Annotated in this window: 14 protein-coding genes and 2 rRNA genes (1 of these 16 running past the window's edge); 10 read left to right on the top strand and 6 right to left on the bottom strand. The window is 48.3% G+C overall.

Translation table 11 applies throughout. The features are described 5' to 3' along the window. Positions 1-43: 43 nt before the first annotated feature. The 3 genes from gcvH to DC20_RS10525 all read left to right on the top strand — a co-directional run bounded on the left by gcvH (position 44) and on the right by DC20_RS10525 (position 2,118). Positions 44-424, top strand: coding sequence for a glycine cleavage system protein GcvH (gene gcvH, locus DC20_RS10535; RefSeq protein ID WP_062543794.1), 381 nt, complete (start codon positions 44-46; stop codon positions 422-424). A 10-nt stretch (positions 425-434) separates the two neighbouring features. Further along, a complete protein-coding gene (locus DC20_RS10530; RefSeq protein ID WP_062543793.1) occupies positions 435-833 on the top strand; it encodes a VanZ family protein in 399 nt (132 codons plus the stop codon). Between the two features lie 79 nt (positions 834-912). Further along, positions 913-2,118 (top strand): M28 family metallopeptidase, encoded by a 1,206-nt coding sequence (locus tag DC20_RS10525; protein WP_169788177.1) that lies wholly within the window; start codon positions 913-915, stop codon positions 2,116-2,118. Between the two features lie 168 nt (positions 2,119-2,286). Here the strand turns inward: DC20_RS10525 and DC20_RS10520 are convergent, their stop codons facing one another. Both DC20_RS10520 and DC20_RS10515 read right to left on the bottom strand, forming a co-directional pair. Continuing rightward, on the bottom strand, positions 2,287-4,395 hold the full coding sequence (locus DC20_RS10520; RefSeq protein ID WP_062543791.1) for a T9SS-dependent choice-of-anchor J family protein: 2,109 nt from the start codon (positions 4,393-4,395) through the stop codon (positions 2,287-2,289). Between the two features lie 56 nt (positions 4,396-4,451). Beyond that, positions 4,452-5,333: a YicC/YloC family endoribonuclease gene (locus tag DC20_RS10515; protein WP_062543790.1), complete on the bottom strand. Its 882-nt coding sequence runs from the start codon at positions 5,331-5,333 to the stop codon at positions 4,452-4,454. Between the two features lie 126 nt (positions 5,334-5,459). Here DC20_RS10515 and purQ point away from each other — a divergent pair, with 126 nt between their 5' ends. Then, positions 5,460-6,152: a phosphoribosylformylglycinamidine synthase subunit PurQ gene (gene purQ, locus DC20_RS10510; RefSeq protein WP_062543789.1), complete on the top strand. Its 693-nt coding sequence runs from the start codon at positions 5,460-5,462 to the stop codon at positions 6,150-6,152. A 205-nt stretch (positions 6,153-6,357) separates the two neighbouring features. Here the strand turns inward: purQ and DC20_RS22350 are convergent, their stop codons facing one another. Continuing rightward, a complete protein-coding gene (locus DC20_RS22350; RefSeq protein ID WP_071885434.1) occupies positions 6,358-9,555 on the bottom strand; it encodes a hypothetical protein in 3,198 nt (1,065 codons plus the stop codon). Beyond that, a complete protein-coding gene (locus tag DC20_RS23390; RefSeq protein ID WP_071885433.1) occupies positions 9,552-10,628 on the bottom strand; it encodes an NAD(P)/FAD-dependent oxidoreductase in 1,077 nt (358 codons plus the stop codon). Before DC20_RS23390 ends, DC20_RS22350 begins: the two co-directional genes overlap by 4 nt. 65 nt (positions 10,629-10,693) lie before the next feature. Between DC20_RS23390 and DC20_RS10500 the strand changes: the two genes are divergently transcribed. The 6 genes from DC20_RS10500 to DC20_RS10475 all read left to right on the top strand — a co-directional run bounded on the left by DC20_RS10500 (position 10,694) and on the right by DC20_RS10475 (position 18,765). Then, positions 10,694-11,344 (top strand): MBL fold metallo-hydrolase, encoded by a 651-nt coding sequence (locus DC20_RS10500; RefSeq protein WP_062543788.1) that lies wholly within the window; start codon positions 10,694-10,696, stop codon positions 11,342-11,344. 37 nt (positions 11,345-11,381) lie between these two features. Continuing rightward, positions 11,382-12,086 carry a CDP-alcohol phosphatidyltransferase family protein gene (locus tag DC20_RS10495; RefSeq protein ID WP_062543787.1) on the top strand — a complete coding sequence of 235 codons (705 nt, stop codon included), beginning with the start codon at positions 11,382-11,384 and terminating at the stop codon, positions 12,084-12,086. Then, positions 12,083-12,334 carry a phosphoribosylformylglycinamidine synthase subunit PurS gene (gene purS, locus DC20_RS10490; RefSeq protein WP_062543786.1) on the top strand — a complete coding sequence of 84 codons (252 nt, stop codon included), beginning with the start codon at positions 12,083-12,085 and terminating at the stop codon, positions 12,332-12,334. The genes DC20_RS10495 and purS overlap by 4 nt, the downstream gene beginning before the upstream one ends. 88 nt (positions 12,335-12,422) lie before the next feature. Continuing rightward, positions 12,423-16,283 (top strand): type IX secretion system sortase PorU, encoded by a 3,861-nt coding sequence (gene porU / locus DC20_RS10485; RefSeq protein ID WP_062543785.1) that lies wholly within the window; start codon positions 12,423-12,425, stop codon positions 16,281-16,283. Between the two features lie 25 nt (positions 16,284-16,308). After that, positions 16,309-17,478: a type IX secretion system outer membrane channel protein PorV gene (gene porV, locus DC20_RS10480; RefSeq protein WP_062543784.1), complete on the top strand. Its 1,170-nt coding sequence runs from the start codon at positions 16,309-16,311 to the stop codon at positions 17,476-17,478. Between the two features lie 6 nt (positions 17,479-17,484). After that, on the top strand, positions 17,485-18,765 hold the full coding sequence (locus tag DC20_RS10475) for a M16 family metallopeptidase (RefSeq protein ID WP_062543783.1): 1,281 nt from the start codon (positions 17,485-17,487) through the stop codon (positions 18,763-18,765). Between the two features lie 258 nt (positions 18,766-19,023). Here the strand turns inward: DC20_RS10475 and rrf are convergent. Both rrf and DC20_RS10465 read right to left on the bottom strand, forming a co-directional pair. After that, positions 19,024-19,135, bottom strand: a 5S ribosomal RNA gene (rrf, locus tag DC20_RS10470). 105 nt (positions 19,136-19,240) lie between these two features. After that, positions 19,241-20,030, bottom strand: a 23S ribosomal RNA gene (locus DC20_RS10465); it runs 2,099 nt beyond the window's last position.

Genomic DNA, 20,030 nt, shown 5'->3' with positions numbered 1-20,030 from the left:
CCAAAAAGAACGTATTTTTGAATCGAACTTAATTTTATTACTTATGAACTTCCCTGAGGAGCTTAAATACACCAAAGACCACGAGTGGATCAAAATTGAAGGCGATGTAGCGTACGTAGGCATCACTGATTTCGCGCAGCGTGAACTAGGTGACATTGTGTATGTAGACATTGACACGTTAGACAAAGACGTAGCCAAAGAAGAAGTATTTGGTACCGTAGAAGCTGTTAAAACTGTTTCTGATTTGTTTAGCCCGCTTTCTGGCCAGGTGTTGGAAATCAACGAGAAACTGGATGGCAGCCCTGAACTGGTGAATTCTGACCCTTACGGTGACGGCTGGATGATCAAGATGTCTGTGACGGATCAAGAGGAAGTAGCTGAGCTTCTTTCTGCGTCGGCGTACCGTGAACTGGTAGGCGCTTAATTCTTTTATAGTGCGTATCTCCTATTATGCACTGGCACTTGGGTGGGCAGTAGTCATTCTTGTATTGACGCTACTGCCTGCCCCAGTTCTACCTCCTGGTCCCAAGTGGGACTTTCTCACCTTTGACTCCCTGGTGCACGCCATCCTTTTTGGGATGCAGTTGCTTCTCCTTCTGATTGGGTTACAGCGTGACCCTTCTGTGCAGATCACCAAGCGTATTATTACAAGGTCTTTTCTGCTGGTGGTAGCCTTCGGAATCTTAGTGGAGATCTTACAAGGTTCTATGGGATTGGGTCGCGAGGCAGATCCGGTAGATGCGCTCAGCAACACCATTGGCGGCGTGCTTGGCTTAGGTATTTGGTCGCTGCTCTCCCGCCGTTTCTCCGGCAATTTCAGAAAATCAGGTTAAAACAGCTATGGTACGGCATCATGGGCTTTTGCTAAGTCTCTCCTTCCTTTTCTGCTATTTTTCAGGAAAGGCCCAGGAAATGACCCGTGTCCGCCAGACCATCGCTGATCTTTCCGCTCCGGCCATGCATGGCCGCGGATACGCTTTCAAAGGCGATAGCTTGGCCGCCAATTACCTGCAAAAACAATACGCCGCCATAGGCCTGAAGTCTTTCCAGCCTAACTACAAACAACCCTTCACCCTGCCCGTCAACATCCTGGAGAATCGCCTTAAACTAGAAGTAGACGGAAAAGCCTTGGTACCCGGTGTAGACTTCCTGGCGCACGCCGCTACGGGTGCAGGAGCCGGAGAAGGCCGGGTGTACGAGATAGATACCTTGATCCTACAGGATGTAGATGTCGCCCAGCAGTTTCTCACGAACAACCTCCGGAACAAGGTACTGGTAGTGTACCAGCGTCACTTACAGGAACTGCTCTCTTTACCAGAGCCTTTTCAGCCCCAATTAAAAAGTGTGGCTGCTGTGATTGTTCGGCAACCCGGCCCCAAACTGATGGGCACCATCCGGGGAGAACAGCTCCCTTTTCCCGCGCTGGAAGTATTGGAGAAAGCCTGGCCCAAGAAAGCCAAGAAAATAACTTTCGCCGTAGATGCTCGCCTGGAGCTGCACTACCGAAGCCAAAATGTGATTGGGTTTGTGCCAGGCAAAATCAACCCAGACTCCTTTGTGGTCATCACGGCCCATTATGACCACTTAGGGCATCAAGGCAAAGACCTGTACTTTCCCGGCGCGCATGACAACGGCAGTGGTACAGCCATGCTTTTAGAGTTAGCCCGCTACTACGCACAGCCGCAAAACACCCCAGACTACTCCATTGCTTTCATGGCCTTTGCTGGTGAAGAGGCCGGCTTGGTGGGTTCCCGTTATTACACAGAACACCCGCTCTTCCCGTTGGGCAAAATTAAGTTTCTGCTGAACCTTGATTTGATGAGCACTGGTGAGGAAGGCCTGATGGTGGTGAATGGCAGCGTTTTCCCGAAGCACTTCTCGCTCCTGCAACACCTGAATCAACAGCATCAATACCTTCCCCAACTCAAAAGCAGGGGCAAAGCTGCTAACTCTGACCATTACTTTTTCTCTGAAAAGGGAGTGCCGTCCTTCTTCTTCTACACTTTGGGCAGCACCACTACTGAATACCACCACCCCAACGACAAGGCAGACACCTTACCCCTCACCAAATTCAAAGAGGTAATGGCCCTTATACAGACATTCATAAAAGCATTATAGCTTTCTGCTGCTTTCCGTTTGAAGCACCTTTTGGTAAAAACAGCTCTAAAACAATTGGAGGTTTCACTATGGGAGCAGCTGATTACTTTTTTCAAAACAGAAGAGCCTCTGCCTCTCCTTAACAGGGAAACGCAGAGGCTCTTCTGTTCCTATTTTATTTCAAGAAGTTTATCGCAGCAGCATTACTCTACGTACCACCACTCCTTTGTCGGTCATCATTTTGATGAAGTAGATGCCGTTGGTCTGATTTAGCAAGGTGATTTGCAGCGGCTGATTTCTTGTATGTTTAAGGGAGGTAACTTCCTGTATCACCCGTCCCACTGCATCACAAATCTGCAGACTGGAAATGATGGCTTCCGGGGAGGTGATGTACACCGTTCCAGAGGTTGGGTTAGGCGCTACCTGCACTGCTTTCTGCGCCCGTTCCTCCTCGGCTCCCAGTGGGTCACCGTCTACTTTTACATCATCCAGGTACAGGTTGTTCTCAAAGTCTGTGACGTGCCTGAACTTAACCGAGACGGTTTTAGCTGTTGCAAACTCTGCCAAATCCAAGGTTTCTAATCGCCACTGCGCCTCGGTAGGGATGAATTCCTTATCGGTGAAATAAGGCGTGGCAGTGGTTAATGCCTGACCAAACTTCTGGTAAATGCGTCGGTACGAGGTTCCGCAATCGGTAGACACCAAGACCTCTAGCGTATCAGAGAAGCCACTTTCAGAAAGCAGCGCGTATGCCATCTGGAAAGAGAGTTTAGGCATGCTTCGGGTGGTCAGATCCAGCGGAGGCAGTACCAATTCATCTACCAGTCCATTAGCGGTGTAGGCAATGTTATTCATGTACGCTGAAGCAACCCCTGTTTTGGCTGCTTTTGTGGTCCGCTCCCAGGTTAGGTCCTGGTTGGGGTTGTTAATAATCCACCCTGCAGGCGGGAAAGTGGCACTTTCAAACCCCTCCTGCAAAGGTAACCCAACGCCTTGTACCTGGAAGGTAGCCGTAACAGTGTTGTTAGCCGCATTCGCATCAGTGGCGGCGTTGTTGCGAGAGGCGATGGTATAAGTAATGGTGTGGGCTCCGGAAGCAATGGCAATAGCCGGAATTGAAACGGTGGTGCTTTGGAAAGAACCCAGGGAGCCTGTCCAGTTAAATGTCTGGAGAGGACCGCTGTCGATCCGGTACTGAATGTGAGCCGAAGTTAGGGTCTGGCTGCCTTTGTTCCGCAACACAACTCCCGGTGAAAAGGAAGTGGCGCAAAGAACCTTAGTAGGAGAAGTTACTTCCATTAAAGCAGCATCTAGGTCAGGAACCTGCACCGGATTACAAGCCAGGGAGGTAAGTAAGCTTGATCGGAAAGTACCAAGTGCATTCTGCATCACGGTTTTCTGCCCGGTAGTGAAGAGGTTCATGCAGGCATCATTGGTGTAGTCCATGTAGTTCATGAACATGTCACTGGTGTTGGTGCAACTCTGGCTGGGAAACGTAGGACAACCTGAGTTCTCTTCTTCCTGAACGGGCGTATCCTCTACCTGGTCATTCCCACAGGATTCATCTCCCCAGATATGGAAAAGGTTAAGCCAGTGGCCTACTTCGTGGGTGGTGGTCCGGCCCAGGTTGAAAGGACGAAGCGCAGTACCGCTGGTCCCGAAATACCGATAATCAATGACCACGCCGTCGGTAAGCGGAGAACCTGAATTAGGGAATTGGGCATACCCCAGCACCTCCTCCGTATTGGCGAACCGTATCACCCAGATGTTCAGGTATTGGCTGGTGTTCCAAGCATCTTTCCCGCCCGAAGCCGTAAACTTCATGGCATCGTTCAGGTCAAAATTAGTCTTGTCTGTTTGGGTGCGGGTAATGCCGTTGGTGGGTTCTCCGTCAGGCGTGCGCTGGGCCAGGCAGAATTCTATTTCTGCATCGGCGGCTAAGCTTTTGAACAGGTCTGGAGTTTTATCGGAATCGGCGTTCAGCCGCCGGAAGTCTTTGTTTAAAACCGCTATCTGAGAGGCTACCTGCTCGTCTGAAATGTTATGGGTAACGGTATTGTACACCACGTGCACCACTACCGGAATAGTAACCACGCCACCTCTTGCCAATTTCTCATAGGGCTGCTTTAGGCTTGTTCCGGCCATCCTGGCCTGTTGTTGCAATTGTGCCCGCAGATTAGGTCGTTCCCTCTCCAGCTGCGCCATATGTTGCATGGTGCCGCAGGAGCGGGTTTGACCTATAGCTTGAGAAATACCTGAAAGCAGGAGAAATAATGCAAAGAGTAACTTTTGCGGCATATTCTTCAAGGTGATTTAGAGGTGCTTTTCAGGAAACAGGTGAAAAGCTTACTCCCTTACAAGATATTGTTCAGCTGCTCTTTGATTTTCTCCAGTTCTTCTTTCATCTCTACCACCAGGTGCTGAATGGTGGCATCGTTTGCTTTGGACCCAATGGTGTTGATCTCGCGGCCTATTTCCTGAGAGATGAACGCCAGTTTCTTACCAGTTGGTTCAGGGAGGTAGACTGTCTCAGTAAAATAGTGTAAGTGGTTCACTAACCGCACCTTCTCCTCGGCAATGTCTAGTTTTTCTATGTAATAGATCATCTCCTGCTCAAAGCGGTTCTGGTTGAACGACTCTGACGAACTGATCTCCTGTAAGTGCCCCTGAATGCGTTGTCTGATATGTTCTACGCGGCTAGGGTCATGCTTGTCAATCTCGGCTAACAGAATTCTGATGCGGTCAATGTAAGATACGATTTCATTGCTGAGTGCTTTTCCTTCATCAGCCCGGAAGGTGTTGAAATTGTCAATGCCCTCTTGCAGCACTGGCGCTACCTGCTCCCATGAAATTTCTTCACCTTTTTCATCGGTGCTTTCGGTTTGCAACACATCTGGCATGTGCAAAGCCAACCGGAACAAGTCAGGCGATTTGGCACCCAGGGCAATAGCAGCCGCTTCCAGTTCTCTGAAATAGACTTGTAACAGCTCTGTATTGATCCTGCTGCGGGTTGCGTTGGTCTTGCTTCTGTTTACCTCAATGGTCAGATTCACTTTGCCGCGCACCAGGCTTTTGCCTATGAGATTCCTTATTTCAAGCTCTTTGTCAGACAAACTGCGTGGTACCCGAAGGCTCAGATCCATAGATTTGGAATTCAATGACTTTAGCTCAACGGTAACGGTATAGCCTTCGGTCTCTAGGTGGGCAGATCCAAACCCGGTCATGGATAATAACATACTGTGTACTGTAAAATGGTAAAAAGTAAATCTATGAAAAAAGCACCACTCTCTTCCTATCTAATGATATGCGCTTTCTGTGGCATGGAGAAGAAGAAACTTGTGTATTTTCTTTATCTTTGAGCCATGAAATTTGGAGTTGTCGTTTTCCCAGGGTCCAACTGTGACCAGGATGTCATTGATGCCTTACAACACACCACCCAAAAGGAAGTTGTTAGGCTGTGGCACAAAGACCATGATTTGCAGAACTGTGATTTCATAGTGCTGCCCGGAGGTTTCTCCTATGGTGACTATTTGCGTTCCGGTGCTATTGCCCGTTTCTCCCCTATTATGCAGGAAGTGGTAAAATTTGCCAACTCCGGCGGGTACGTGTGGGGAATCTGCAATGGCTTCCAGATTTTGACCGAAGCCGGTCTTCTGCCAGGTGCTTTGTTGCGCAACACCAGCCAACAGTTCATTTGCCAGAACGTGTACATCACCCCAACGAACACTGAGGCCTTGCCTACCGCCCTTCTGGAGCCTGGCAAAGCTTACCAGATTCCGATTGCCCACGGAGAAGGCCGCTTCCACGCAGACGCTGACACCCTGAAGGAGTTAGAAGACAACGGACAAATCATGTTCCGCTACTGCGATGCTAACGGCCAGGTAACTGACGTTTGCAACTGCAATGGTAGCTTACTGAACATTGCCGGTGTTACAAACAAAAACAAGAACGTGTTTGGCATGATGCCGCACCCAGAGCGCGCTGTTGATCCAGAACTTAATAACACAGATGGCAGACTGCTGTTTGAATCTCTTTTACAGGCGGTACAAGCATAAGGCACTTATCTATAGCTTAAAAGGAAAAGCCTTCTTTCTTCTGAAAGAAGGCTTTTCCTTTTAAGGCCCTTTTTCTAAAACCGGCCTAAAATCACCTTTCAGGTTTATTCTTCTTAAAAGCAGAAGGCCTCCCTAGTTAAGGGAGGCCTTCTGCTTTTAAGGTGTTTTTACAAAATCTAGCTTAAAGCCGTTTGTACTTCAAGAGTTAGAAGTCATACCCCATGGAGAAGTAGAACTTGGGTCCTTCTCTCCGCAGGTTTCTCTCCCCCCACGCCATGTCAAACCGGCCATAAACGCCTAACAAGGTAGTGCGGGCGCCAAATCCATAGCCGTACATGAACGGATTGCGGAAGTTACGTACAATCACTTCAAACGGAGGTCTTGGTACTGGTTGCGTGTTCACTGAGTTATCATCGCTGAACGGGTTACCGCTGTTGTAGGCAGTACCGGCGTCAAAGAAACCAACCATCTGTAAGTTCCGGAAGAAGCCTGAGTTAATAGGTCCTTCAAACAAGTACTGGAACAATGGCAAGCGTAACTCTGAGTTCCAAAGAACATACCGGCTACCGTTACGAGCATTGTAGTTGAACCCACGTAATGGAGTGGCAAATTCCAGGTAGAAGAAGTCTGCCGGCGTAGACGTATTGTTGTAGATGGCAATGCTGTCTTCGTCGGCACCAATCCAGTTGTCTACTCCACCTAACAGGTACTTCTTAGGAGAAGGCCCGAAGGAGTGTCCGTAGCTTAACCGGTTGGCCCATACAAACTCCCGGTGAATTTTCTGGTAATGGCGTAAGTCCACGTAGAATTTACCGAATCCATTCTCTTTATTGCCAATGCCATACATGCGGGTAATGCCAACTTTCATACGGGTACCCTCGCGCATGTTCATGCCTGTTACCACAGAGTTATCATATACCAACTCTCCGCCTATTCCGGCAAAATCCATTACCAGGTCTGGCTCAGAGAAATTCTCAATCACCGTGTACCGGATGTGCGAATAACGGGGCAGTACTTTTACGCTCAACGCATTGGTCAGCGGGTAACTGAAGGCAGGCAAAATTTCATGCTTGCCCAACCGCCGGATGCTGGCACCACTGGTTTGGTACACGCTCTGTTTCTGATACCCCACGCGGTAATCGTAGCGGTTTTTCAGGTTAGAGTACTCGGCGTAGAAGTTCGTTGTTTGCAAGTCAGTAAGTGCGAACACCCCGCCTCTGATGCGGTAATCTTCAAACAAATCGGCCATGCCCACTTCCATCACAAAACCAAATCCCAGCAGTGGGTCTGCGTATACAGAGGTAATCAGGTTGTTCACGCTAAACCGCAGGTCATAAGGTCTTGGGTAATTCAACACCAATGAATCTGGCTGCGCCATGGCCATGATGGTTCTTGGCTTAGGAGTTACCGCTGGCTTAGGAGCGGGAGCGGCGGTACTGTCGGTGGCGATACTGTCACCTCCCACTTGGCTTGACCGTATTGCAGCTAAAGAATCAGAAGCAGCTTTTGCCGCCAAGGCAGCCGCTATACGAGCGTTTTCCTGTTGAATCCGGCGCTGCATATGTCCTTCCAGCGTTTCTTGGCGCTTGGTTTTGAAGCTTGCCTGCGCTACTGCCGTCATTGGGGAATTGGGATACAGGTACAGGAACTCCTTCGCGCGGTCATTGGCTACAAAAGAGAGGTTCCCTGTTTTAACATTGTAGTCATATGTTTTGATGTTCTGCACAAAAGCAGTTACTCGCTCAATTACCCCGGTTTTGATGTTATGCCGGTATAAAGACCTGATACCTGTTTCCTCCCCAATGTACATGATCTCATCTTCGGTAAGGCCAATAGGCATGACTTCATTAGAGGGAGTGTACGTTAGCTGCCAGAACCGGCTTTGAGTATTGTTGGGGTCAAACAGGTAAATGTCATAGTTATTGGCAACGGCGCTGAACTTGCCTTTGCTGGATTGCAGGGAGTCTGCATACCGGTTAGAGCTGAAGACAATACGGTTGCTGGTGCCCGGCAAAAAAGAAGGAGCCAGGTCATCAAAGATATCATTGGTTAACTGTCGCACTAACCGGCCGCCCCGGTACAGGTACAAGTCACTTTGCCCATTTTTCACAGCACTCAAGACCATGAACTGCCCGTCTTCTGAGAAATCAAGTCCGGCTACCTGGCTGTAGGCGTTTAGAGGAAGTACATTATTTGTTTTGCCTATCAGGTTTTTCACCGTGGCTACGCCCGGAATGTACCGCTGGCTTGCATCCTGCAATTTAAGCTGCAGTTTACCGCGCCGTACATCTGAAATACCTAGTTGAGATTCTGACCGCCAGGACAGCAAAGGCACCGTGTGGTCTATTTCCAGATTAGGCATTTTATACCCGCCCCGGTACACCACTCGTTGGCTTTTGGAACCCAGATTGCGCACGTACACTTTGTACGCTCCCCGGTCATAGATCACGTACGCCAGCTTTTGCCCGCTAGGACTTAAAGTAGGCTCTGAGTACAATACATTGCGGGCGTTCGTTTTCCTGATTTTGTTTTCCTTATTAGGCGATGCGCTCGCAGCATAGGTGTTCATCTGCGTGTAATAGGCAAACCAATCACGCATGAACCGCTTGTAAGGCATGTTCAGGCTGCTGGCAATACCCACTTCAATGTCACGAGTAATACGCGTCAGGTTCAAGATGTTCTGGATGGCCGAAGGGCCGTGTCGCTCAGTGATGTAGTTCCAGATGGCCTGCCCCGTGAGGCGTTGGTTTCTTGCAAAGAGAGGATCTGATCGTTTACCGCCGGTTTTCTGGATCATGTCGCGCATGTAGTCGTCCATCTCCACACTCCAGCCTTCAGCTAAGTAAGCGGCGGCTCCAGAAACAAACCATTCCGGCAAACGCAACAGGTAATTGCTCTGGATGACTTCCTTCAGGCTACCACCATACATCATATCAGAGAGCAGCAATTCAGAAATGCGGTACGTCATCTGGCGCTTCAGTTCTGTCTGAGAACCCTCAAATGCTACCTCAATTTTGCTTTTTACAAACAAAGCATCATTTCCGCCTTTGTATGGATCATCAATCAAGCCAATGTTGCTCTGCTTCATGTCTGAAACAGAGTTGTACATGATGATGGTGATTTTGGAATATGGATAGTACCCAATAAGGGAAGTAACCCGCTTCAATTCCTTTTCTGCGTGCTCAGCTGCGTGGCGGGCAAGTTCCCTGCCGTCCTGCGAGTAGTAGATGTTGAAGTTCTGGGTGCTATAATACTGCCAGTTGAAACGCTTGTACTGAATCCGGTTCTGTCCGAAGTCATCTGGCGCGGTGGCCTGCCCATATGTGAACGCCGGTACCCCTATGCCTAAAAGCAAAATCAGTAACCGGCACACATGTAAGAAGCGAGTAGAGAGTTGACTCATGTGTTTGACGTAGATGCTAAATATAACGATAAATACCGGACAATATTCACCTCGGGCCACAGGGCCGTTTCCTGCTCTATATGGGCAATGAACTGCTGCGCCAGCAAAGGCGCCATCAGCACACCTTTAGATCCCATGCCGTTGAAAATACCTACCTGCGGGTTCTGAGGGTGCAGCCCCATCAAAGGTTTCCGGTCTCTTACGGCAGGCCTCACCCCTACATACTGCTTTGTCACCTCAAATGGTTTTTTCAGGATGTCCTGCACTTTGGTTTCCAGTTCTTCCCTCGCCTCAATTGTAAGCGCTTCCTCCAGATTCCGCCAATTGTACGTGGCTCCTACTCGGTACTGGTATTGTCCTAAAGGCACAACGTAAACGGCTTTATTATAGATATATGTAGCCTCAAAATCTGGCACATTTATGTCTAAAATTTCGCCTTTGTTCAAGGAAAAAGGCAACCAGCTGAAGAAAGGGTTCTGGGCACCCTGCGCACCCTCGCAGAAAATAATTTTTCTGGCCTGCACCCCGCCGTATTTCACTCCTTCAGGAACTAGTTGGAGCTGGGAGAAATCAAAGGCTTCTGAGCGGAACGCCCCCCTGCTTTTCAGGTCTTCCTCCCGCAAATCCAAAAACGGGCGCAAGGCCACGTACCCACCCTGCTGAATGAGCAAGCCACCCAGTTCCTGATGAACGTATTCAGAGGTGGGTAGTTGCAGGTGCGTGGTTTCAATGTACCCTTCCCAGGCGGCATCGGTACTTTTGCCCATCCAGTTGTTCTGCTCCTCGGGGGTGGAAAAGAGTTTCAGGATAGGTTTGCGGTAGAAGAATTCTGCGTGGTAGCGGGCTTCCATTTCCTGGTAAAACGAGGTGGCCGCAGGCAGAAAAGAGTCTACTTGCCAGCTTTTCGCGAACCGTTTTCCTGCTACTGGGTTGATCAGGCCCGCCGCTACCCGTGAGGCGGAGTTCTCTTTGGGAGCATCAATGACCAGCACCGTTTTACCGGCTTTTTCCAGAAAACACGTCAAAATTGCGCCGGCCAGGCCGTGTCCTACTACCAGATAATCATAAATCATGTCCCAAGGTACGGCTTGTGCCGCTGAAATCTGTAACTTAGAGCCTGCAAAATATGATGTGATCCATGGCTGCCACTGGTCTGCAAGTAAAGTACTTTACCTTCAATCCGTTTCAAGAAAACACCTACGTGCTGTGTGACTCCACTAAGGAATGCGTGGTCATTGACCCCGGCTGCGCCGATAAGCAGGAACAGCAGGAGTTGAAGCAGTTCATCCAATCTGAAGGTCTGAAAGTAGTACGCCTTTTGAACACCCATTGCCACATTGACCACGTGCTGGGCAACAAGTTTGTCGCTGATACTTACGGCGTGCCATTGGAGATTCATGAAGAAGACCTGGCTGTCCTGCGTGCGGTGCCTACGTATTCAGCTGCCTATGGCTTTCCGCAATACCAGGAGATTTTACCGGAGAAATTCCTAAAAGAGGGCGAAAACGTAAGCTTCGGCGAAACCGAGCTGGAAATATTGTTCACGCCCGGTCACGCGCCCGGCCACGTGGTGTTCTACCACCCACAGAGCAAGAACCTGATTGGCGGTGATGTCCTGTTCCAGCGCAGCATCGGCCGTACCGATTTACCGGGCGGTGATTTTAACACGCTCATTCAAAGCATCCGCTCCAAATTATTCACCCTCCCGGAAGATGTCACTGTTTACCCTGGTCATGGCCCTTCTACCACCATTGGGGAAGAGAAAGCCAGCAATCCGTTTTTGAGCTAATTTTTAAAACACGCTCAGAACAGACCTTTACAACTCTATGAAGAAACACATTCCTAATTTCATCACCTGCCTTAACTTATTGTGTGGCTGCCTTGCCCTTGTCGCTGTTTTTCAGCAGGAGCTGATCGCGGCTGCTGGTTGGATAGTAGCCGCCGCCACGCTGGATTTCCTGGATGGCATGGTGGCCCGCGTGCTTAACACCTACTCTGAGATTGGCAAACAGTTAGACTCCTTGGCCGACATGGTTTCGTTTGGCGTGGTGCCCGGCGCTGCTATGGTGCAGATGATTGCCCAAGCCGTTGAAACCGGTGGGTATGACTTGCCCGCTTTTCTGCCTTATGCCGGCTTCCTGATCACTATCTTTTCCTGTGTGAGGTTAGCCAAGTTCAACATTGACACCCGCCAGATTTCTTCTTTCATTGGTGTACCAACCCCGGCCTGCACCCTTTTCATCATGTCTCTGCCGCTGATCCTGGCTTATGACGACTTCGGCTTAACCCCGATTATTATGAACCCGTTTGTACTGCTGGGGATTTCAGTGCTATTTTCTTACCTACTCATAGCCGAGTTGCCGCTTTTTGCGCTTAAATTCAAGAATGCATCCTGGAAAGGCAATGAGGTGCGGTTTATTTTCATGGGGCTTTCCATTCTTTTCCTGGCAATCCTTAACTTTACCGCGGTTCCTTTGAACCTAGCGATGTACATTATTTTATCCTTTTTCAATAAATCTTCTTCCTTATGAAATTCACCGCCGAAATAGACATCATGCCGCATACAGAACTGTTAGATCCCCAAGGAAAAGCCGTGATGTTGGGTTTGGAACATTTAGGCCTGGAGCAGGTTTCTGATGTAAGAATTGGCAAACACATTCGTTTACAATTAGAAGCAGAAAACGAGACCGCTGCTGCCCAGAAAGTAGAAGAGGCTTGTAAGAAATTACTGGCCAACATGATTATGGAATCCTTCTCTTACCGTCTCACAGCCAACTAAAAGTACCCCCCAAGGTTCTTCTCTCCTTTTTCTGAGTTGAACCTAAAAAGAAGGACTGTGTTGCGGAGTAGTCTTTTTACCCGCGTACATGCATTTTGTAAAGAAGTTTCTTCTTGCCGCAGGCTTTTGGGTTTCTGCCGTTTCTGCTTGGGCCCAGACCCAGGAAACGCGCAGGGTGACTTGGCGCGCAGTTCCAACCCCTTCTCCTATAACACACCAAGCAAAGGCGGCTCTTCCTTCTTTTGAGGAGGCCGCCTTTGTAGGTAAGGAAGAGATTCCTTACTACATTCTGTCCGTCCCCAATGTGACGGTGAGTTCTTTTGAGTTCACCAACCTGGAGTTTGGCCCGCTTACAGAGGCAGAATTACGCTCCTTTCCTAAAAAGAGCCTCAAAACAGAACTACAGCCGTTGATTAGTGCAGGTACCGCCAACCGGGTGCCGCACTCAGTCATTGCGTTCCAACCTTTCCGGTTGAATCCGCAGACCGGAGCCGTAGAGAAATTACTTTCTTTCAGTTTTCGCTATTCTTCCGGAAATAATTTCAGAAAAGCACCTGGTGCTACTGCTACCCAACGCACATTCACTACTCGCTCAGTTTTAGCTTCCGGGGAATGGTTTAAGATTGGCGTTCCAACCTCAGGCATGTACAAACTGGACCGTACTGCTTTACAGACCATGGGCGTGAACCTGCAGAACCTGAACCCACGCAATCTACGGTTATATGGTAACGGCGGCGGAATGCTTCCACAAGCCAACTCCGCTCCCCGGGCCGATGATCTGGTAGAGAATGCGATTTGGATAGAGGGCGAGCAGGATGGTTCTTTTGACGCGAATGATTACCTCCTGTTTTACGGACAAGGCCCACACACCTGGGCAGAGAACCAGGTTAGGGGGCAATCTCCGTTTGTACATTCCTTCAACCTGTACAGCGACACGACTTACTACTATCTTACTGTTGGACCATCCGCAGGACTTAGGGTGAGCCAGCAGGCATCCCTTCCGGGGTCATTTCCAGAAATCACTTCGTATGATGAGCGCTGGTTCCATGAAATAGACCTCAAGAACATGGTCAACTCGGGCCGTGAATGGTACGGGGAGGAATTTAGTGCCTTCGCCCTGCAGCAAAATTTTGCCTTTCCAGCTTCAGATTTAGTACCTAACAGCCCCGTATGGCTTACTTCGGCAGTAATGGCCAACTCCCCGGAGAACAGCTCTTTTACTGTGAGATTGAATGGCACGTCTCTTGGCACCCACTCTGTGGCAGGCAGAGGATCCTACAACTACCATCCGGAAGGAGTGAACCATGTGTTGCATCTCTCTCCCCCACTTAGTTCACTGGCCTATACCAATGATTTAACCGTTACCTACACGTATCAACCGGGTAGCAGCTCTTCAGCCACTGGGTATCTGAATTATTTTACCCTTTCTGCCCGCCGGCAACTGAAGTTGTATGGAAACCAAACCAATTTCAGGTCCTTGGCTAGTAAGCAGAACGCCGTAAGCACTTTTCTGGTAGGAGGAATTACGTCAGCAGACGCGCAGGTTTGGAATGTCACAGATCCTCTTAAGCCGGTAAGGCTGGGAGTCTCTACCAATAATGGGGTTGCCAGATTCTCTGCCAATACTCAGCAACTGCGGGAGTATGTTGCTTTCCAGGGCTCTTCCTTCCCTACTCCAACGTTCCTTGGGAAAGTGGCTAACCAGAACCTGCACAGCCTGAACCTGGATGGCAAGCTTGACTTGGTCATTATCACTCCGGCTGCGATTTCTGCCCAAGCGCAGCGGTTGGCGACCCATAGACGCACCCGGTCTGGTTTACAGGTGGAAGTGGTAGAGTTGCCTAAGATTTACCAGGAGTTCTCCTCCGGCAAACAAGACATCACCGCCATTCGTGATTTTCTTAAAATGCTCTATGAACGCAGCGGAAAGCAAGGAGATGACCTGATTCAAGTGGCTTTACTAGGTGATGCTTCTTTTGACCCTAAACGAAGAATTCAGCAGAACACCAATTTCATACCCATCTATCAGTCGCGTCAGTCGTTAGATCCTGTCCTGTCCTACTCTTCTGACGATTACATTGGCTTCCTTGACAATGAGGAAGGAGAATGGTCTGAAACGGAATTCGCCCTCGCCCACAGGTTAGATGTAGGGATTGGCCGCTTACCTGTTAAAACCACGTTTGAGGCTGATCTTTTGATTGACAAGATCATTAGGTATGAAAGCGAGCAGACCTTAGGCAACTGGCGCAAACGGCTTATATTCCTAGCTGATGACGGTGATTCTAATGAGCACCTGAACGATGCGGATTACCTGGCGGAGTATGTAGAAAGAAACTATCCCGGGTATTTACCTCAAAAAATTTACCTTGATTTATATCCGCAGATCTCAGTACCCAATGGCCAACGTTCACCTGAAACAAACAATGCCCTGCGGGAAGCCATAGAAAAAGGCGCTTTGGTCACTAATTACACCGGGCATGGCAATGCCATCAGCTTAGCCGATGAACAGATTCTGACCCTCAATGAAATCCAAGCCTGGAAAAACCAGAACAAACTCACCTTCTTTCTAACAGCCACTTGCGAGATTGGCCGTTATGATGACCCACGGCGTAATTCGGGAGCTGAAACTGCATTATTTCACCCAGCAGGAGGAGCAATAGGACTTCTTACCACTACCCGACCGGTATATTCAGATGGAAACCGGGCTCTGAACACCAACTTTTTCACTTTCCTGTTTACCCCTATGGCGAATGGGGCAATGCCCACATTAGGAGTGTTAACCAACAAGACCAAGAACGCGAGCTTGTTTGGGGTGAACAACCGGAACTTTGCCTTGCTAGGAGATCCATCCATGCGGCTGGCGTACCCCAACCTTGAAGTAGTGCTCTCTAAGTTGAACGAAAAACCATTTTCTGCTACCGCGGTTACTGACACCCTCAGTGCTTTGTCTACCGTGCGTTTAGAAGGGCATGTGCAGAATAAACAACAACAGATTGCGTCCGACTTCCAGGGGCAGGTCCACCTAACGGTGTATGATAAAAGAGCCGCTCTTACCACGTTAGGTGACCAAAATGCGAAGCGGCAGGTCCTGAACCGAAGCAATGTTTTGTATGATGGCTTGGCTACGGTTAAGAACGGGGCCTTTGAGCTTTCCTTTGTTATTCCTAAGGATATCAACTACCAGATTGGGAACGGAAGCATTCATTTATATGCCTCCTCTTCTTCCACAGACGGTTTAGGTGCTCACCTTGTACCGGTGGGTGGTGCCAATTCAAATGCTTCGGTTGACAACACGCCTCCTCAATTGGAGCTGTTCATGAATGATGAGTCCTTTGTTTCCGGTGGGCTTATTGGAACAGACGCTACCTTGTTGGCTCATTTGTTTGATGATAACGGGATCAATACTGCCGGTGCTGGTATTGGTCATGAAATAACTGCCATTTTAGATGAAAAGTCGTCTGAACCTATTATCTTAAATGAATTCTACACCGCCGACGTAGATTCTTATCAATCAGGTAAAGTAAGATACTCTTTGAAGAATATTACTTTAGGTCCTCATACCCTTTCTTTGAAAGCTTGGGATACGCATAATAACTCCAGTACCATTAAAATAGAATTTATTGTGGCCTCTTCTGAAAAATTGGCCTTAGATCACGTATATAACATACCTAACCCGTTTCTTGATAAGACAACCTTCCACTTTGACCATAACAGGCCCGGTCAGGAATTGGATATACTTATCCAGGTTTTTACCGTATCAGGAAAACTAGTAAAAACACTGCATGGTTTTGGTGATGGAAATACGCATTTTAGTGACCTCTCTTGGGATGGCCGCGATGATAGCAATGACATTTTAGCCAAAGGTGTATATATATACAAAGTGAATGTTCGTTCACGACAAGACGGGGCTAGTACATCTCGTTATGAAAAGTTAGTTTTACTAAAATAATATTCTTGATACAACCATCTACCGCATGAACTGCAACCTCTTCAGAACTTCTCTATTTGTTTTTGCCGTCGCTTCTTTGTCCTATTTCTCGGCCCAAGCCCAGAATACCATTGGTCAAAGTGAAGAATACAGGCCAATTACTACAGCTGTTCCTTTTCTGTCTGTTACGCCAGATGCGCGTTCTGCCGGTATGGGTGATGCGGGGGTGGCTATCTCCCCAGATGCAAATGCCACTTACTGGAACCCTGCTAAATTGGGCTTCCTGGAAACCGACCTAGGTGTTTCCTTGTCCTATACTCCCTGGCTGTCAAAGATTGTCAATGACATGTCGCTCAGCCAGCTTTCAGCGCATAAGAAACTTACCGCCAACTCTTCGTTAGCGCTGTCATTGCTGTATTTTGATTTAGGAGAACTAAACTTCACTGACGGAGTTGGTAATCCTATTCAGAATTTCAATCCTAAGGAGTATGCGGTTAGTCTTGCTTACGGACAGAAACTAAGCGAAAACCTAAGCTTAGGAGTTGGTGCTCGCTTCATTCATTCAAACCTTTCAGGAAACGTGAATGTTGGCGGAAGCGGCGGGGTGGTTGGTGAATCCCAACCCGGAAACTCCGTAGCTGTTGATTTAGGAATCTACTATACAAAAGACTTAGCCATAGGGGGCAAGAACTATAACCTAGCTTTAGGCGGAAATGTCTCTAACATAGGAGCTAAGATTTCTTACACTACTGCCGGAAGAAAGGATTTCTTACCTACTAACTTACGGTTAGGTACTGCCTTCACCATGGAGCTGGACCCATACAACAAAATAACGCTGGCCATAGATGGAAACAAGCTTTTAGTGCCTTACACCCAATCTGACGACCCTGCTGCTAATGATGATACCAATGTATTCAGTGGCATAGTTAAATCATTTAGTGATGCGCCGGGGGGAGGCAGCGAGGAGCTGAAAGAAATTACCGTATCAAGCGGTTTAGAGTACTGGTATGACAATATGTTTGCCGCCCGTGCAGGATACTTTTATGAAAACGAACTGAAAGGTGGCCGTCAGTACTTTACCATGGGATTAGGTGTTCGTTACCAGAAATTTGGAGTAGACGCAGCCTACCTGATTCCTAATGAACAAAACAATCCATTAGCTCAAACCCTTCGCTTCTCCCTACATTTCAGATTAGACGGAGCTGAAGCAGAATAGCCTTCTATGTCCTTAAACCGCTCGGTAGCTCCTGCCATTGCAGATCTTACCACTGACTTATCTATAACTCCTGAAGTAAGACAAACTCCTTCTGGGGCACGTTTACACATTTTCAAGAACAGCATACAACCTGTAGTAAGAGTTGAATTTGTATTCAAAGCAGGGAAGTGGTATCAACCAAAAGCTGGGGTTGCCTCTCTTACAGCCAAGATGCTAAAAGAGGGTACCCGGTACCACAACGCGAAAGAAATAGCAGACGCTGTCGATTTTTATGGAGCATCTTTAGACGTAGCTCATGGGTATGACAGATCAACCGTTACCCTTTATTGTCTGGCTAAATTTCTACCGTCACTGCTCCCGCTTGCCTTTGAAATCATTCAACAACCTTCCTTTCCAGAAGAAGAGTTCTCTTTGCTGAAGCAAAGGGTAATTCAAACCTTGGCAGTTGATAAGCAAAAAAATAGCTATCTAGCTACAGAGGCATATACCAGTGCTCTATATGGTCAAGACCATCCGTATGCATCCTACATTTCAGAAGAAGATATAATAGCAACAGAAATAAAGGATTTGAAGGACTTCCATCATCAGTCATATATCTTCCATGATGCAGAGATATTTATTACTGGAGACATAAACGAGTCCCAAATAGAGGTAATATCTAAAGCAGTAAAGGATCATACTCCTTCTGCTATAGTTCAACCCCAGATTTCAACATTAGCTCCTAAAACAGGCTTGCTCAAATCTTCTACTGCTAATGACATGCAGGCGTCTTTAAGGATAGGAAAGCCCATCCTTAAATCTTCACATCCAGAGTATCCGGCCTTGTACCTGCTTAACCATGTACTAGGAGGGTATTTTGGTTCCCGCTTAATGAAGAACATAAGAGAAGATAAAGGATATACTTACGGCATCTATTCCTCAATTTCTCATAAAGAACATGGTTCCTTATTTTCAATAGGTACTGACATTAAGGGGGATAAAATCAATGAAACATTAGAGGAGGTTTCCAAGGAGCTTACAACCTTGAAAGAAGAACCAGTGTCAGCAGAAGAACTGGCCACTACCAAGAAGCACTTAGCTGGTAAGTTCTTATCTGATCATGCTACCCTCTTTGATAAAATGGACAAGTACAAGTCTAATGTGATCATGGGCTTAGACAAAGATTTTTATACTCAGCTCCTTGTGAAGATTCAAAGCTTATCAGAGATTGATTTATTAGAAGTAGCAAACAAGTATTTCAATGAGGATAGCTTATTAAAAGTAGTGGCAGGGGGAGTTCATAAATAGAGATAGGAGTATCCATGAAAAAGGGCAAGCTTTGTTTTGAAAGCTTGCCCTTTTTCATGGATACTCTTTTGATAAGCGTGAAGCCTTTGATGGATAAATAGTACTTTCCAAAAAGAAGACCTAAAACGATAAAGAAAAAGGGTGCCAATTAGTTAGGAACTTTTATATAACCAAAATCCCCCTTCCCCCCTCCGCTATACCCCTGTAAAACGCAGAACAGCCCACCGTCTCTTCTAGAGGGGTGGGCTGTTTAGGTGGGGTTGGCGGCTACCTACTCTCCCGCGTGTGACCGCAGTACCATCGGCTCGGCGGGGCTTAACTTCTCTGTTCGGAATGGGAAGAGGTGGACACCCGCGACATAGCCACCATTATTTTCCGTTTCTCCTCCCTTTCGGGGGCGAGTGTCAATGATGTCGGGGGGTGCTTTGATATACTTGGGAAAAGAGAGAACACCAGGGTACGCGCCTTTTTGGTGGCGGGAAAGTTCTCGGGCAATTAGTACGGCTCGGCTATGCCATTTCTGGCTTTACACCTGCCGCCTATCGACGTGGTCGTCTCCCACGGCCCTTAAAGGGATTTCTCATCTTGGGGTGAGTTTCGCACTTAGATGCTTTCAGCGCTTATCTCATCCGAGCGTAGCTACCCTGCGCTGCGGCTGGCGCCACAACAGGTCCACCAGAGGCTCGTCCATCCCGGTCCTCTCGTACTAAGGACAGGTCCCCTCAAAAATCCAACGCCCACTACAGATAGGGACCGAACTGTCTCACGACGTTCTGAACCCAGCTCGCGTGCCACTTTAATCGGCGAACAGCCGAACCCTTGGGACCTTCTCCAGCCCCAGGACGTGACGAGCCGACATCGAGGTGCCAAACCTCCCCGTCGATATGAGCTCTTGGGGGAGATCAGCCTGTTATCCCCGGCGTACCTTTTATCCTTTGAGCGATGGCCCTTCCATGCGGAACCACCGGATCACTATATCCGCCTTTCGGCCCTGCTCGGCTTGTGGGCCTCACAGTCAAGCACCCTTCTGCTATTGCGCTCTGCGCACGGTTACCAAGCGTGCTGAGGGTACCTTTGAAAGCCTCCGTTACTCTTTTGGAGGCGACCACCCCAGTCAAACTACCCACCAAACAATGTCTCCCCTCCGGGATTAGGCCCCGGATAACTCAAGGGTGGTATTTCAACGCTGCCTAACCGACGCCTGGCGACGCCGGATCACAGGCTCCCACCTATCCTACACATGAGTTACCCAGAGTCAATGTTAA

The organism is Rufibacter tibetensis, from assembly GCF_001310085.1.
GTDB classification, from domain to species: domain Bacteria; phylum Bacteroidota; class Bacteroidia; order Cytophagales; family Hymenobacteraceae; genus Nibribacter; species Nibribacter tibetensis.
Note: the sequence above shows the minus strand (reverse complement) of the source record. Positions and strands in the feature narration are given on the sequence as shown.

Bases quoted from the DNA above. Each gene is read 5' to 3' on its own strand.
- gcvH (WP_062543794.1), top strand. From the start codon at position 44: ATGAACTTCCCTGAGGAGCTTAAATACACCAAAGACCACGAGTGGATC.
- DC20_RS10525 (WP_169788177.1), top strand. From the start codon at position 913: ATGACCCGTGTCCGCCAGACCATCGCTGATCTTTCCGCTCCGGCCATG.
- DC20_RS10520 (WP_062543791.1), bottom strand. From the start codon at position 4,395: ATGCCGCAAAAGTTACTCTTTGCATTATTTCTCCTGCTTTCAGGTATT.
- DC20_RS10515 (WP_062543790.1), bottom strand. From the start codon at position 5,333: ATGTTATTATCCATGACCGGGTTTGGATCTGCCCACCTAGAGACCGAA.
- purQ (WP_062543789.1), top strand. From the start codon at position 5,460: ATGAAATTTGGAGTTGTCGTTTTCCCAGGGTCCAACTGTGACCAGGAT.
- DC20_RS22350 (WP_071885434.1), bottom strand. From the start codon at position 9,555: ATGAGTCAACTCTCTACTCGCTTCTTACATGTGTGCCGGTTACTGATT.
- DC20_RS23390 (WP_071885433.1), bottom strand. From the start codon at position 10,628: ATGATTTATGATTATCTGGTAGTAGGACACGGCCTGGCCGGCGCAATT.
- DC20_RS10500 (WP_062543788.1), top strand. From the start codon at position 10,694: ATGGCTGCCACTGGTCTGCAAGTAAAGTACTTTACCTTCAATCCGTTT.
- DC20_RS10495 (WP_062543787.1), top strand. From the start codon at position 11,382: ATGAAGAAACACATTCCTAATTTCATCACCTGCCTTAACTTATTGTGT.
- purS (WP_062543786.1), top strand. From the start codon at position 12,083: ATGAAATTCACCGCCGAAATAGACATCATGCCGCATACAGAACTGTTA.
- porU (WP_062543785.1), top strand. From the start codon at position 12,423: ATGCATTTTGTAAAGAAGTTTCTTCTTGCCGCAGGCTTTTGGGTTTCT.
- porV (WP_062543784.1), top strand. From the start codon at position 16,309: ATGAACTGCAACCTCTTCAGAACTTCTCTATTTGTTTTTGCCGTCGCT.
- DC20_RS10475 (WP_062543783.1), top strand. From the start codon at position 17,485: ATGTCCTTAAACCGCTCGGTAGCTCCTGCCATTGCAGATCTTACCACT.